This is a genomic window from Streptomyces sp. NPDC054863, assembly GCF_053610825.1.
Map to the genome: position 1 here is coordinate 1 of NZ_JBSGZD010000208.1, position 14074 is coordinate 14074.

Consider the following 14074-nt stretch of genomic DNA (forward strand, 5'->3'; position numbering starts at 1 on the left):
GACGCGGCCCACCGGCCCGCACCGGTGCGGGTGCCGGAGCACGGGGGCGGGGCTCCGCGTGGGGGGCCGCCCCCTTGCCCACCCGTCCCGCCCCCGGGGGGCGGCCCCGCTGCCCAAGGAGGCTGGGAGTCGGGGGCGGAGGGGCGGCCCCGCTGCCCAAGGAGGCTGACGGTCGGGGGGGGGGAGGGCTCGGGGGGAGGGTGAAGGGTGAAGGGGCGAGGCGGCGGCCCCGCTGCTCAAGGAGGCTGGGGCGGCGGCAGAGCGGCGCGCCCAAAGGCCAGGGGCTGGGCCGGGATGGGATGGGCCGGGCCGGGCCGGGCCGGGCCGGGCCGGGGCAGCCTGTGCCCAGGGGGGCCAGGGGGCGCAGCTTCGAGACCGGAGGCCAGGGGGGCGCGGCTCGGGGCCGGGCCCGTCAGCCGACCCGGCGCAGCCTCCGCCGCTGCGACCTCACCCGCACCACCACCGGCAACCCCCGCGCACGTACCGAATCGCGGGCCCTGGCCACCCCCACCGCCGCCAGTTCCGCCACCGTCGCCGCCGGGGTGGCGGTCGGCCCGAGCAGGAGGCCGATCCGTGCCCGGGGCGCGTCCTGACGGCCCATCAGGGAGACGTCGGCCCGTGCGACCCCCTCCATCGCCTCCGCCTCCTCCCGGAGGACCCGCTCCCACGCCGCTCCCCGCAACAGCACCCGCCCCGCCCCGTCCTCGTCGGTGACCCGGACCACTCCCAGCCGCTTCCTCCGCAGCTGTGCCACCAGCCACCCCAGCGACAGCAGCACGCACACCACCAGCGCCGCCACGACCACGGGCCACCACCAGCCCTCATCCCTCCACCGGGTCCGGTCCGCCGCGCTCAGCAGCACGTCGTCGCGGCCCGCGAAGGGCCACCAGGACGGGACCTTGACGCCGAGCCCCGCCGTCAGGGCCGCACCGCCCACTCCCACCAAGATCAGCCCCAGTGCTCCCAGGAGCACCCTGTTCACCGGATTCCGCATGGGCCGTTCACCCCTTCCCGCCCTCCGCGCGTTCCACCCGCACCGTGAGGCCCGGCTCGCGGGTCAGTCCCAGTTCGTCGATGCCGAGCCGCATCGCCTCCCCCAAGTCCTCCCGTACGTCCGCCAGTTCGCGGAAGTGCGAGACGGCCCGTACGGTGACCCGGCCTCGTCCCACCCGTACCCGCGCCCCCTGCACCCCCGGCACCTCCATCGCCCGGTCGCGGAGCACGAGCGCCGCCGCACTCCGTTCGAGCCCGGCCCGCACCTCCCCGTCCCCGGCGCCCTCCTGCGGCGTGGAATCCTGCGTGGGGTCCCGCATGGGCAGCAGGGACCGCAGCCCCGGCGTCACCGCGAGCACCACCAGCCACAGGCCGAGCGCGACCACCAGGCCCGCGCCGACCTGTATCCACACCTGGTCCAGCGGACGCTCCGCCAGGGCCGTCGCGAGCTCGCGGCGCCAGCGCATGCCGGGGCGCCCGGACCGTACCGCCAGTACGTCGTACAGCAGCAGTCCCGCCGCGCCGAGCAGCACCGTGGCCGCCACCCCGGCCGGGATCCGCCGCGCGGACCAGAACCGTCTCCGGGGCGCGGGGCCGCGCCGCCCGGCCGGGCTCCGTCCCGCCTCCAGCGTGGGCACCTGCTCGCTCACCGCGTCCTCCCGCTCTCCGGGTCCACCCGGTGCAGCCGCTCGACCAGCACCGTCACCTCCGGCACCGCCATGCCCGCCAACTCGCCCACCCGGTCGGTGACTTGGCGGCGCACCAAGGCGCACTGACCACCGATGTCGGACGGGTAGCCGAGCTCAAGCCCGATCCGCACCCGGGCCGCCGCACCGTGCACGGTCACCTCGGCGTGCGGGGCGCTGCCGCCCTCCGGCAGTACGCCGAGCGCTTCCCGCGCCGCCCGCGCGGCGATCTTCGCGACGACCCGGTCCGCGATCCGGGTGGCGCCCCGCTCGGCGGCGGGGACCACCGCCCGGCTCACCGGGGCGACCGAAGTCACCGCGGCCGGGTCCGGGGCCGGTCGTCACGGTCCCGGTCGCCGCGGCCCCGCGGGCGGAGGAGCTCGCCGGGGTCCAGGTCGCCGTCGAGGTACCGGCCGACCACGAAGCCGATCAGTCCCAGCGCCGCGACGACCACGAACGCTCCGAACCCGCCGAAGTACCCGGCGAATCCGAGCGCGATGCCGACCGCCAGGCCGACCACAGACAGACTCATCGAACCGCCCTCACTCTCGTGTTCCGTCGCCGCGCAGCCGACCGCACCGGAGCCGCTGCCCCGGTCACTGGAGCCGCTGCTCCGGCTCGTCGTCTTCCTCGTCGGGCAGCTTCACGTCGCCGACCGCGATGTTGACCTCGACGACTTCGAGACCCGTCATCCGCTCGACCGCCGAGATCACGTTCTCCCGCACCGCCTTGGCGACGTCGGCGATCGAGACGCCGTACTCGACCACGATGTCCAGGTCGAGTGCCGTCTGCACCTCGCCGACCTCGGCCTTCACGCCACGGCTCACGGACTTGGTGCTGCCGCCCGGCACCCGGTCACGGACCGCGCCGAAGGTACGGGAGAAGCCGCCTCCCATCGCGTGGACGCCGACCACGTCGCGGGCGGCGAGCCCGGCGATCTTCTCGACGACGCCGTCGGCGATGGTGGTGCGTCCACGGGTCGCCGGGGCGCCGCCGCCGCGCTGCGGGGTGCTTGCCCCGGGTGCGGCACCCGCCTCCGTGCGTGGCAGTTCCTTCTCCTGGCCACTGGGCCGCATGCTGCGCTGTCGTTCGGTGTCAGCCATCGCCGTTCGTCCCTTTCCGAGGGGTACGCGGTACTGGACTCCGTTGCCACATTAAGTCCGGTTCCCCGATGTCGCGCCGTGGATGCGGCAGGCTGAACCCATGTCATCCACAGCACCCTCAGGCGCCGACGGCGGCTGGACGCAGGCGGTACGGCAGCGGCTGGGCCTGGGCAGACTGCTGCCCCTCGGCACCCGGGCGAACGGCTGCTGGCTCGCGGAACGCGCGGCGGAAGCCGTACTGCGCCGCGCCGGTGAGGACCTCGCGGGGGTGCGCCTCGGTGCGCTCCGGGTGGGTCCCGCCGGCCCGGACGGGGTACGGGAACCTCCCGCCGTACCGCCTCCTCCGGGCGCGCTGCCGCCCGGACCGCTGCGCATCGAGGCGGAGTTCGAGGCCTCGCCCCTGGAACCGATTCCGTACGCGGCGGACCGGCTGCGGTCGGCCTTGTTCACGGCCGCCGAGCACCATCTCGGGCTGGCCGTGACCGAGGTGGACCTTCGGGTCACGGGGCTGCTGGGCGAGGCACCGGACGACGCCACGGAGAGGGACGGCGCGGAAAGGCCGGACCCCGCTGGGCCACCCGGGCGACAGCCGGACGACCCGCACGAGAGCGAAGGAAGTCCCGAGGACGGCGGAAGTCCCGAGGACGACAGGAGCCCCGGGGCCGACAGCAGTACCGGGGACCTCGCCGCCCGCGCCGCCGCTGCCGTCCCCGGCGTGGCCCGCCCGACCTGCGTGCTCGGCGCCCGGTCGGGCCACGACACGAAGGTCCCCGGCCACCACGTCCTCATGGAGGTGGCGGTGACCGGGGAACGCCGGGTGCGTGAGGTGGCCCTGGCGGTCCGCACCGCGGTCGCGAACGCGCTGCCGGGCCACCCGTCGGTGGCCGTGCTCGTCACCGACGTGGCGTACGGAACGTACGAGAAGTGACGCAGCAGGGGCGGACGATCAGTCGGAGAGCCCCGCGAGGTCCCGCAGCCTGCGCCCCTGCGCCGCACGCTCCGCACTGCGCTGCTGCTCGTACGTACGGTCCGACGCGCCCTGCAGCAGCGCCTTCGTCTCGATGACGGCGTCGCGCGGGGCGGCCAGGAGGGCGGCGGCCAAGTCCCGCACCGCGCCGTCGAGTTCGTCGTTCGGCACGACGAGGTTGGCGAGGCCGGTGCGCTCGGCCTCCGCCGCGTGGACGAACCGGCCGGTGGCGCAGATCTCCAGCGCGCGGGCGTACCCGACGAGGCCGGTCAGCGGGTGCGTACCGGTGAGGTCGGGCACCAGGCCCAGGCTGGTCTCGCGCATGGCGAACTGCACGTCCTCGGCGACGACCCGCAGGTCACAGGCGAGGGCGAGCTGGAATCCGGCACCGATCGCATGGCCCTGGACCGCGGCGATGCTGATGATGTCGGCCCGCCGCCACCAGGTGAAAGCCTCCTGGTACGCGGCGATTTCCGCGTCGAGGTCCGCATCGGAACCACGCGCGAGATCGAGGAAGGACGGCTCACCGTCGAAGCCTTCCGGGGTGAACGCCTGCCGGTCGAGGCCCGCGGAGAAGGATTTGCCCTCTCCGCGCAGCACGACCACCCGGACGGATCCGGGCAATGCCTTCCCGGCCTCCGTCAACGCCCGCCACAGAGCGGGAGATTGGGCGTTGCGCTTGGCCGGGTTGGCCAGGGTCACCGTGGCTACGGCGTCCTCGACGGTGAGTTGCACGCCGTCTTTGTCGAGTACGGGGTCGAGCGAAGCCATGGGGTGCCTCCGGGGTCGGATACGGTGCCGTCACCAGTTAAGTGACTGCACAGTAACCACCCGGCGAACCGTGTCCACGACCGACCCCGCACCGACCCCGTAAACGCACCGGTGGGTACGCGTACAGGTACAGCCGGGTAGAGCCAGGTACAGCTGGAAGCGTGACTGTCAGGCCGAGGCCTTCTTGCCGCGCGTAGCTCCGCCGCGTCCCCGCAGCGTCACTCCGGACTCACTCAGCATCCGGTGGACGAATCCGTAGGAGCGGCCGGTTTCTTCGGCCAACGCCCGGATGCTCGCACCGGAGTCGTACTTCTTCTTCAGGTCTGCCGCGAGCTTGTCGCGCGCGGCGCCGGTTACCCGGCTGCCCTTCTTCAGAGTCTCGGCCACCCGTGCCTCCTCAAGGAAGTGCGCTCTGGACTTCTCATGATCACCCCTTCCCGCGTTCCTGGCCACCCATTCGGCAAGGTCCGTACAACAAGGTTCGCCGCGGAGGAAGTGACAGCCGATGCCGGAATTCTGAATTCCGCGTGTCTTTCGCCATACCGGAATCCGGGCACCGCGAGGAACCACCAGGTCAGCGCCGTAAAACGATCAGTGAACGCCAAAGGCCCGCCTCATGACAGGGCGGGCCTCCGTGCGGGGTGTGACGCGCCGGGGTACGAGAGGCACTCACTCAGATGAAGGATCACGCATAGGCCGAATGATCCAGTCGAAGTGGATCAGTCCGGAGCCGCCGGCCGGGCCGACTGCCTGGTCCTTTGCCTCCGGGATATGCCAGCGCCACGGCACGGCGCAGGCTTACGCCAGCGCCACGAGGTCCGCGTAGTCCGGGCCCCACAGGTCCTCGACGCCGTCGGGGAGCAGGATGATCCGCTCGGGCTCCAGCGCGTGGACGGCGCCCTCGTCGTGCGTGACGAGGATGACGGCGCCCTTGTACGTGCGGAGGGCGCCGAGGATCTCCTCGCGGCTGGCCGGGTCGAGGTTGTTGGTGGGCTCGTCGAGGAGCAGGACGTTGGCGGACGAGACGACCAGGGTGGCGAGCGCCAGGCGGGTCTTCTCACCGCCGGAGAGGACGCCGGCCGGCTTGTCGACGTCGTCGCCGGAGAAGAGGAACGAGCCGAGCGTCTTGCGCACCTCGACCAGGTCCAGGTCGGGGGCGGAGGAGCGCATGTTCTCCAGGACCGTGCGGTCCGGGTCGAGCGTCTCGTGCTCCTGGGCGTAGTAGCCCATCTTCAGGCCGTGGCCCTCGATGACCTTTCCGGTGTCGGGCTTCTCGGTCCCTGCCAGCAGCCTCAAGAGGGTCGTCTTGCCCGCACCGTTGAGGCCGAGGATGACGACGCGGGAGCCCTTGTCGACGGCCAGGTCGACATCGGTGAAGATCTCCAGCGAGCCGTACGACTTGGAGAGACCCTCCGCCATCAGCGGGGTCTTGCCGCAGGGCGCGGGGTCCGGGAAGCGCAGCTTGGCGACCTTGTCGGAGACGCGGACCGCCTCCAGGCCCGCCAGCAGGCGGTCGGCGCGCTTGGCCATGTTCTGGGCGGCGACCGTCTTGGTGGCCTTGGCGCGCATCTTGTCGGCCTGCGAGTGGAGGACCTTGGCCGTCTTCTCGGCGTTCTGCCGCTCGCGCTTGCGGCGCTTCTCGTCGGCCTCGCGCTGCTGCTGGTAGAGCTTCCAGCCCATGTTGTAGACGTCGATCTGGGTGCGGTTGGCGTCCAGGTAGAAGACCTTGTTGACGACCGTCTCGACGAGCTCGACATCGTGGGAGATCACGATGAAGCCGCCGCGGTAGGACTTGAGGTATTCCCGCAGCCAGACGATGGAGTCGGCGTCCAGGTGGTTGGTGGGCTCGTCGAGGAGCAGGGTGTCGGCGTCCGAGAAGAGGATGCGGGCCAGCTCGACGCGGCGGCGCTGACCGCCGGAGAGGGTGTGCAGGGGCTGGCCGAGCACCCTGTCGGGCAGGCTGAGCGCGGCGGCGATGGTGGCGGCCTCGGCCTCGGCGGCATATCCGCCCTTGGTGAGGAACTCCGTCTCCAGGCGCTCGTACTTCCTCATCGCCTTCTCGCGGGTGGCGCCCTGTCCGCTGGACATGCGCTCCTCGTTCTCGCGCATCTTGCGCAGTACCTCGTCGAGGCCGCGGGCGGAGAGGATGCGGTTCTTGGCGAGGATGTCGAGGTCGCCGGTGCGGGGGTCCTGCGGGAGGTAGCCGACCTCGCCGGAGCGGCTGATGGTGCCGCCCGCCGGGGTGCCTTCGCCTGCGAGGCACTTGGTGAGGGTGGTCTTGCCCGCGCCGTTGCGGCCGACGAGGCCGATGCGGTCGCCCTTGGCGATGCGGAAGGACGCGTTCTCGATGAGGATGCGGGCGCCGGCGCGCAGCTCGATGCCGGAGGCGGTGATCACGGAAAAACTCCTGTGCGGGTTGGACGGCGGAAGTTTTGACGGGCGGGGAGGTTTACTTCTTCAACGCCGCTTAATGCGCAAGGAGAGGTCCCATACGGCCCAGTCTAACGGTCGCCCGCAACCTCTTTTCGGGGCCCGGCTCCCCCGGGCCCGTGGCCGTTGCCGAGCGGTGTGCGGTCGGGCGTGACGCGGCCGAGGGCGTCGACGGGAACGACCTGGTCGGTCCAGGCGGCCGGCTCGGGGCAGGGCTGCGCGACGAGGAGCGTGCGCCCGGTGCGTACGACACGGTCGGCGGCGAAGGCGCAGCCGGACCTCGCGGGCAGCACCCAGCGGAGGTCGCCGTCGGCGGTGCGGTACGCGGCGACGTGGTGCGGACTGATGACGGCGAGCATCTCGGCCGCCGGGTCGAGTGGCCGCAGGACGCCGGCGGCGCGGCCGTCGAAGTCGGGGATGGCCCGGTGCCAGCGGACCGCGCGGCCGTCGGCGCGGACGGTGTCGGTGACCAGGCCGTCGCTCCAGAGCGTGAAGGCGTGGCCGGGGGCCGGGTGCACGACGAGGGGGTGGTGCCCCGTGCGGGCGTACGTCCAGCGGTGGCGTCCGGTGGCCCTGTCGTACGCCTCGACGGCCTGCTCGCGGATCCGGAGTGGGGGATCGGCCGCGCGCTGCCGGGCCCGGGCGGGGCCGGTCGCCGGGTCCGGTGCCTGGACGGTGAGGCGGTCGCCGTAGGGGGCGGGACGGGCCTGGTGCGCCGCGGTGAGGAGGGGGACGGCGAGGGCTGCCGCGAGGACCGGGAGCAGGAGCCTGGCGGGCGGGCGAGGACGGGCGGGGCGGCGGGCGGCCGGGACGGTCATCGGTACGGGTTCCCCCTTGTGCTGCCGCCGCCCCAGGGGCGGGGCGGGCCGGGCTCAGAACGTATCGGCGCGGAAGCGGGCGCGGGGCCGGGTCCGGGCGACACGGCGGGTGGTGCGCGGCTGTCCCCCGTTCGGCGGTGACCCCGTAGCACTGGAAAGAGGGGCACAAGGGGATGAATGGGCTGATACTCGGCGCAGGGCGACGGACCGCCGTCGCCCGGCCGGCATCGGCCTCGCCTTCACCGGCGGGGCGGTCGGCCGAGGCAGCGGAAAGCAGAGGGTGGTGCGGCCCCGTGCAGTTCGACGACGACGCCAATCTGGACAGCTCGGAGGTCCGGGACGTGCGCGGGAGCCGCATTCCCGGCGGAAAGGCCACGATCGGCGGAGGCATCGTCGGCTTCATCGCACTGGTGATGGGGGTGTTGTTCGGGGTGGGCCCCGAGCAGCTGGGGCTCTCCTCGGGCGAGGAGGAGCCCGCGACGTCCGCCTCCTCGCAGGCGCAGGTGCAGCAGAACTGCAGGACGGGGCGGGACGCGAACACCAAGGACGACTGCCGCATCCTCGGCGTGGTCAACAGCGTGCAGGACTTCTGGCGGCAGGAGTTCGCACGGCGGGGCGCGGCGTACGGGAACGCGCGGACGGTCTTCTTCACCGACCGGGTCTCCACGGCGTGCGGTGCGGCGACCTCGGCGGTCGGCCCCTTCTACTGCCCCGGTGACAAGCAGGTCTATCTGGACCTGGGGTTCTTCGACGAGCTGCGGACGAAGTTCGGCTCCAGCGGCGGGCCCTTCGCGCAGGCGTACGTGGTGGCGCACGAGTACGGGCACCACATCCAGAACCGGATGGGCACCCTGGCCCGCTCGCAGGACGGCCGGCAGGGCGCGAACAGCAACGCGGTGCGCGTGGAGCTCCAGGCCGACTGCTACGCCGGGGTCTGGGCGCGGCACGCGACGCGCACGCCGGACGAGAAGACCGGGAAGCCGCTGATCACGCAGCTCACGGAGGCTGACATCCGGGACGGGCTCGACGCGGCGGCCGCGGTCGGCGACGACCGCATCCAGGAGAAGTTCCAGGGGCGGGTGACGCCGGAGAGCTGGACGCACGGGTCGGCGGCGCAGCGCCAGCAGTGGTTCTACAACGGCTTCAAGTCGGGCGACATGGCGCAGTGCAACACCTTCCGCTGAGCTGTGATCATTTGAGCCCTTGAGCCCCGCTTGGCGGCATTCGCGCTGGTCGGAGCCAATTGTCAGACCCCCCTGCAAGACTGTGTCATGGGTCACAGAATGCGGCCCGATCGGATCGAGGGGTGAGCGACATGACAGAGGCAACGACCGGCGTACCGAGCGTGTACCCGACCCTGCTCTACCGGGACGCGAAGGCCGCCATCGTCATGCTGACCGAGGCCTTCGGCTTCACGAAGGGCGCGGTGTACGAGGGCGAGGGCGGGACCGTCGAGCACGCGGAGCTGAGCCACGGCAACGGCGCGGTGATGCTGAGCAGCAAGGGCCGGGACGGCCAGTTCGACAAGGTGATGGCGGACGCGGGCCCGACGAGCGTCTACGTCGTCGTGCGGGACCCGGACGCCCACCACGAGCACGCCGTGGAGTACGGAGCGGCGCTCGGGGTGAAGATCCTGATGCCGCCCACGGACCAGGACTACGGCTCCCGCGACTACATGGCCCAGGACGCCGAGGGCAACGTCTGGTGCTTCGGCACGTACGTACCGGGGTCCCACAGCTGAGCCCCCGGCGCGCGTGACGTGGGTCGCGCCGCCGCGTCCGCCCGGGGTCCGTCCCGGGCCCGCCCGGGGCCCGTATGCCCGAGCCCGTCCGCCCGCCCGGGTCCGTCCGCCGAGCCCGGCCGCCCGCGGACAGGTCCTAGACCCCGCCGGTGTGCACCTGGAACGCCGCGCGGCGCACGGCCTTCGCGAGGGCCGGGTCGGGGTGGGCCGCGGCGAGCGCGACCAGGACCTGCACGGTGCGCGGGTGGCCCACGGCCCGGACCTCGTCGAGCAGGGCGGCGACCGTGCCCTGGACCGCCGATTCGAGGTGGCGGACCAGCAGCTCGCTCTCGCCGTGGTCGGCGACGGCCGCGGCGGTGTCCACCCAGAGCCAGGTGGACTCCTCGCGGGTGAGCAGGTCGTGGGCGTCCTCGGGGTCGGTGCCCTCGTGCTCGGCGAGCCAGAGCAGGGCGTACGGGCGCAGGGCGAGCTCGTCGGCGGCGGCGCGTACCTCGGCCTCGGCGGGGGCGCCGACCACACGCAGCGCCTCGAAGGCGAGGCCCCGGAGCAGGGCGTCCTCGCCGCGGGCCACTTCGAGGAGTTCGAGGACGGCGGTGCCGACGGTCCGGGCGGCCAGCCAGGCGCGGTACTCGGCGCGGGCCGGGCCCGGGGTGAGGCGGGCGCAGCCGCTGAGCATGGCGTCGGCGGACTGCTCGATGTTCCCGGCGGGGCTCTGCGCGGCGACGCAGATCTGCTCCAGCTTGACCCAGACCGCCCAGCTGCCGAGGGGGGTCAGGGTGGCCTGGCCCTCGCCGAGGGTCAGCGCGCCGACGGAGGCGAGGCCCGCGAGGACCCAGTCGAGGAGGGAGGAGAGGGGTACGGGGGCGGTGTGCGAGTGCGGCGCGGTCTGCGCGGGGATGCCGTGCAGGTTGGGCGGTACCTCGCAGCGCTCCTCGTGCAGTTCGGCGACACGCTGTTCCAGCAGGTCGAGCAGGGCCGGTACGAGGACGGGGCCCGCCGAGAGCTGAAGGAGGGAGAGCACCTGGGGGACGGACTCCACGACCTCCGCCACGGTGACCGGGGCGATGCCCTCGGGTGCGGGGTGGACGAGCGACCAGGCGTCGAAGAGGGCGACCCAGCCGCGCAGCACCGCGGCGTCGTCGCGGTCCCAGGCGCGCAGCCGCCAGCCGGGGCGGGCGTTGGCGCCGTGGATCTCGACGAGTCCGGCGAGGCGGGCGCGGTCCCAGCCCGCGCGGACCTGAGCCCGGGTCAGGCGCAGTGCTTCGGTGGCGCGTTCGGTGGACGCGTCGGAGAGCGTGCCTGCCTGGCCGGGCCGGGGGGCGGCGCCGCGGGCGCGCTCGGTGTCGGCCCAGCGGGCGATCCGGGCGGCGTCGGCGAGCACCTCCCTGGCGTGACGGGCCAGTTCTGCCTGGGCGGGAGTCCCCTCGGGGGGACGCGGGGCCGGGCGGGTACGCCGGTTCGTCACGGCCCGTCGGGCTGTGGCGAGGGGTCGCGGGCGGACAAGTCGGAGCCTGGAGTCGCGCGGTGTACGGGACGTCACGTGGAGCAGTGTCTCCGCTGACTGCCCGAAAGCCCAAACGGAATGCCGCGCGCCGCCCCCGGAGGGCGTCGGTTTCTGCTACGTGAGCCGCTTCGGGCCCAACGGGGGCCCGGCGCCCGGGCTACATCAACGGGGTGAGGAACCGGCGGAGGGCTTCCTCGTAGGCGGCCGGGTCGGCGTTCCACATCGCCGCGTGCGACGCCTCCGGCACGGTGTGCAGGGTGACCAGGTCCGGGCGGGCGGCGGCCAGCGCACGGGAGGGGCCCCACGGGGCGACCGTGTCGCCGGGCCCGTGGAAGATCAGCGCCGGGACGCGCAGCCCGTCCGGGGCGGCGGCCTCCCGGAGCCGGTCGCCGTGCGGTCCCGTGCTGCCCTGCGCGGCCCGTACCGCGAGCGGCAGCAGCGCGGCCGGGGTGCGCCGGGCGGCGGCCAGGGCGCGGACGGTCGCCTCCCGGTCGAGCACCGGGGAGTCGAGGACGAGTCCGCGGACGACGTGGCGGACCGCGGAGGAGGAGGCGGCGTGCACGGCCATCGCGGCTCCGGTGGACCAGCCGTACAGGATGATCCGCTCGGCGCCCCGGCGCACGGCGTGCCGGATCGCGGCGTCCAGGTCGCGCCACTCCGAGTCGCCGAGGTGGCCGAGGCCGTCCGGAGAGCGGGGCGCGCCGAGGTCGCCGCGGTAGCCGAGGTCGAGTACCGGCAGGCGGTAGCGGTGCAGGAGGCCCATGACGTTCAGCGGGTGCTCGCGGGTGGTGCCCAGGCCGTGCACCGTGATCACCCAGGTGGTGCGGGAGCCGGGCACGAACCAGGCGGGCAGCGCCCCGAGCTCGCCCATGATCTCGACGTGCTCGAAGTCGAGGCCGAGCGCGCTGCCCGGGTCGCCGGTGTGGACCTGTGGGGTCAGCCGTACCTTCGCGCCGGGTTCCAGGGTGCCGCGGGTGACCCGTTCCAGGCGGCGGACGACCGTGTGCGCCTCGTGCGGCGCGGCGTCCAGGACGGTGCCGACGACGGCGTGCACGCCCTCACCCCGGGGGCCCTCGCCCTCCAGCCCGTACGTACCGGGCCTGAGCGTGGCGAGGCCGCGGGTCAGGGTGACCTGTCCGGGCGCCGTGGCGTGCACGGTGACGCGGGGGTCGCTGGGCAGAGGCCGGCCGGGCGATGCCTTGAGCGCGGCGTCGCCCGCGTACCGGGCGGCCACGACCACAGCCGCGCCGAGGCCGAGCAGAGTGGTGACGGCCGCTGCCGTCGCTTTAGCCGGGTGCACCGCTTCAGTGTCCGCACAGCGGGCCGCGACTGCCAGTGGGCGGGGGCCGCCGGTGGACGACGGCAGGGGGAACCTGCGGTTCAGCCCTGCTGTCCGTAGCCCCGCAGTTGCTGCCCCGCGGCGTCGAGCTGGGCGTCGGAGAGCAGGGTCGGCGAGCGGCCGGGGACGGAGGAGGCGGTGAGCCACAGGCGGCACATCCACTCCAGCTGCGCCGTGCGGTCGTAGGCCTGGTCGAGGGAGTCGCCGTAGGTGAGGGTGCCGTGGTTGCGGAGGAGACATCCGGTGCGCTCGCGCAGCGCGCGCAGCACGTTCTCCGCCAATTCCTCGGTCCCGTACGTCGCATAGGGCGCGGTGCGTATCTGCCCTCCCATGGCCGCGGCCATGTAGTGCACCAGCGGCAGCCGGTCGACGAGGGTGGAGACGGCGGTGGCGTGCACGGCGTGGGTGTGCACGATCGCACGGGCACAGGTGTTGCGGTAGACGGCGAGGTGCATCGGGAGTTCGCTGGTGGGGGCGAGGCCGCCGAGGATCTGGTGGCCGTCGAGGTCGACGCCGACCGCGTCGCCGGGGCGCAGCCGGTCGTACGGGACGCCGCTCGGGGTGACCAGGACCAGGCCGCCCACCCGCACGGAGACGTTGCCCGACGTGCCGACGACCAGCCCGTCCGCGACCGACCGGCGGGCGGTGTCCACCAGGTCCCGCCAGGCCCGCCCGATCGCGTCCGCCGACTGTGTCTCTTCCGTCTGTTCCGTCGCCATGTGCCGCATCCTGCCAGCCCGCGGCGGCGCACTGTAGCCCGGAGGCGGGGGCTCCGTAAGTCCCACCGGTCCCCTTCACCCCTCCCCTGCCGGGAATGGCCGGAGATCGACCGAGATTTGTGGATCTTCCAGTAGCCTCTGCCCTGATTTGTCATGCACGTTGCCATTCCGGGGGGAACCATGGCCCGTGATCACAAACCGTCCCGTCGTCGCGCCCGCCGGCGCGCCCTGTCACTGTCCGCCGCGGCCGGCGTCACCGCCACGCTGACCCTGGGGACCACGGTCCTGCTGGGCGGTCCGCACGCGGTGGCCGCGGCCACACCGCGCGGGCACGACGTCTCCGGCCACCAGAAGAACGTGGACTGGAGGAAGGCGGAGAAGGAGGGCGCGACGTTCGTCTACGTCAAGGCCACCGAGTCCCACACCTACCGCAATCCCTACTTCTCCCAGCAGTACAACGGTTCGCGCCGGGTCGGCATCAAGCGCGGCGCCTATCACTTCGCACTGCCGCACCAGTCGTCCGGCAGGACCCAGGCTGCCTACTTCGTACGCAACGGCGGGGGCTGGCGGGGCGACGGCCGGACGCTGCCGCCCGCCGTCGACCTGGAGAACAACCCGTACAAGAAGACCAACAAGAGGAACAAGTGCTACGGGCTGAGTCCGGGTCGGATGGTGGCGTGGATCAGGTCCTTCAGCGACGAGGTGCGGCGCAGGACCGGCCGCCGTCCGGTCATCTACACGACCACGCTCTGGTGGAACGAGTGCACCGGGAAGAGCCGGGCGTTCGGTGGGAACCACGCGCTGTGGCTGGCCCGCTACCACTCCTCGCCCGGTCCGCTGCCGGCCGGCTGGTCGTACTGGACGTTCTGGCAGTTCAACAACGGCCGGGGCGCACTTCCGGGTGACCAGAATCTCTTCAACGGGTCCCACGGCCGGTTGAGCGCGTTCACGCGTCGTTGACGCCCTTGCGGGAGCCCGCCCGCGCCGCCGTTCCGGTGAAAAC

Annotated in this window: 16 protein-coding genes; 4 read left to right on the forward strand and 12 right to left on the reverse strand. The window is 73.3% G+C overall.

Features of this window, described 5'->3' with window-relative positions; all coding sequences use genetic code 11:
• Positions 1-412: 412 nt before the first annotated feature.
• The 5 genes from amaP to ACWGIG_RS28030 all read right to left on the reverse strand — a co-directional run bounded on the left by amaP (position 413) and on the right by ACWGIG_RS28030 (position 2782).
• Positions 413-994, reverse strand: coding sequence for an alkaline shock response membrane anchor protein AmaP (amaP, locus tag ACWGIG_RS28010; RefSeq protein WP_453324457.1), 582 nt, complete (start codon positions 992-994; stop codon positions 413-415).
• 7 nt (positions 995-1001) lie between these two features.
• A complete protein-coding gene (locus tag ACWGIG_RS28015; RefSeq protein WP_453324458.1) occupies positions 1002-1643 on the reverse strand; it encodes a DUF6286 domain-containing protein in 642 nt (213 codons plus the stop codon).
• Positions 1640-1996, reverse strand: a complete 357-nt coding sequence (locus tag ACWGIG_RS28020) for a hypothetical protein (RefSeq protein ID WP_453324459.1) — start codon at positions 1994-1996, stop codon at positions 1640-1642. The genes ACWGIG_RS28015 and ACWGIG_RS28020 overlap by 4 nt, the downstream gene beginning before the upstream one ends.
• Positions 1993-2211: a hypothetical protein gene (locus ACWGIG_RS28025; protein WP_453324460.1), complete on the reverse strand. Its 219-nt coding sequence runs from the start codon at positions 2209-2211 to the stop codon at positions 1993-1995. Before ACWGIG_RS28025 ends, ACWGIG_RS28020 begins: the two co-directional genes overlap by 4 nt.
• Positions 2212-2275: 64 nt before the next feature.
• On the reverse strand, positions 2276-2782 hold the full coding sequence (locus tag ACWGIG_RS28030; RefSeq protein WP_453324461.1) for an Asp23/Gls24 family envelope stress response protein: 507 nt from the start codon (positions 2780-2782) through the stop codon (positions 2276-2278).
• A 100-nt stretch (positions 2783-2882) separates the two neighbouring features.
• Here ACWGIG_RS28030 and ACWGIG_RS28035 point away from each other — a divergent pair, with 100 nt between their 5' ends.
• Positions 2883-3710 (forward strand): nucleopolyhedrovirus P10 family protein, encoded by an 828-nt coding sequence (locus ACWGIG_RS28035; RefSeq protein ID WP_453324462.1) that lies wholly within the window; start codon positions 2883-2885, stop codon positions 3708-3710.
• An 18-nt stretch (positions 3711-3728) separates the two neighbouring features.
• On the opposite strand, the gene ACWGIG_RS28040 is transcribed toward ACWGIG_RS28035, so the two are convergent.
• The 4 genes from ACWGIG_RS28040 to ACWGIG_RS28055 all read right to left on the reverse strand — a co-directional run bounded on the left by ACWGIG_RS28040 (position 3729) and on the right by ACWGIG_RS28055 (position 7768).
• The gene (locus ACWGIG_RS28040) at positions 3729-4520 is read right to left on the reverse strand and encodes an enoyl-CoA hydratase/isomerase family protein (protein WP_453324463.1); all 792 of its coding nucleotides are present in this window, start codon (positions 4518-4520) and stop codon (positions 3729-3731) included.
• A 168-nt stretch (positions 4521-4688) separates the two neighbouring features.
• On the reverse strand, positions 4689-4907 hold the full coding sequence (locus ACWGIG_RS28045; RefSeq protein ID WP_019060653.1) for a helix-turn-helix domain-containing protein: 219 nt from the start codon (positions 4905-4907) through the stop codon (positions 4689-4691).
• Between the two features lie 411 nt (positions 4908-5318).
• A complete protein-coding gene (locus ACWGIG_RS28050; RefSeq protein ID WP_453324464.1) occupies positions 5319-6917 on the reverse strand; it encodes an ABC-F family ATP-binding cassette domain-containing protein in 1599 nt (532 codons plus the stop codon).
• A 104-nt stretch (positions 6918-7021) separates the two neighbouring features.
• Complete coding sequence (locus ACWGIG_RS28055; RefSeq protein ID WP_453324465.1) at positions 7022-7768, reverse strand: hypothetical protein; 747 nt, start codon at positions 7766-7768, stop codon at positions 7022-7024.
• A 293-nt stretch (positions 7769-8061) separates the two neighbouring features.
• Between ACWGIG_RS28055 and ypfJ the strand changes: the two genes are divergently transcribed.
• Together ypfJ and ACWGIG_RS28065 are read left to right on the forward strand one after the other, a co-directional pair.
• Positions 8062-8952 carry a KPN_02809 family neutral zinc metallopeptidase gene (gene ypfJ / locus ACWGIG_RS28060; protein ID WP_453324466.1) on the forward strand — a complete coding sequence of 297 codons (891 nt, stop codon included), beginning with the start codon at positions 8062-8064 and terminating at the stop codon, positions 8950-8952.
• Between the two features lie 131 nt (positions 8953-9083).
• On the forward strand, positions 9084-9509 hold the full coding sequence (locus tag ACWGIG_RS28065; protein ID WP_453324467.1) for a VOC family protein: 426 nt from the start codon (positions 9084-9086) through the stop codon (positions 9507-9509).
• Positions 9510-9645: 136 nt separating this feature from the next.
• On the opposite strand, the gene ACWGIG_RS28070 is transcribed toward ACWGIG_RS28065, so the two are convergent.
• The 3 genes from ACWGIG_RS28070 to ACWGIG_RS28080 form a co-directional block, all read right to left on the reverse strand.
• Entirely contained in the window at positions 9646-11049 is a 1404-nt protein-coding gene (locus ACWGIG_RS28070) for a hypothetical protein (protein ID WP_453324468.1), read from the reverse strand.
• A 121-nt stretch (positions 11050-11170) separates the two neighbouring features.
• Positions 11171-12313 carry an alpha/beta hydrolase gene (locus ACWGIG_RS28075; protein ID WP_453324469.1) on the reverse strand — a complete coding sequence of 381 codons (1143 nt, stop codon included), beginning with the start codon at positions 12311-12313 and terminating at the stop codon, positions 11171-11173.
• A gap of 80 nt (positions 12314-12393) precedes the next feature.
• Entirely contained in the window at positions 12394-13071 is a 678-nt protein-coding gene (locus tag ACWGIG_RS28080) for a class II aldolase/adducin family protein (RefSeq protein WP_453324470.1), read from the reverse strand.
• 180 nt (positions 13072-13251) lie between these two features.
• Between ACWGIG_RS28080 and ACWGIG_RS28085 the strand changes: the two genes are divergently transcribed.
• Entirely contained in the window at positions 13252-14031 is a 780-nt protein-coding gene (locus ACWGIG_RS28085; RefSeq protein ID WP_453324471.1) for a lysozyme, read from the forward strand.
• The last annotated feature ends 43 nt before the right edge of the window (positions 14032-14074 follow it).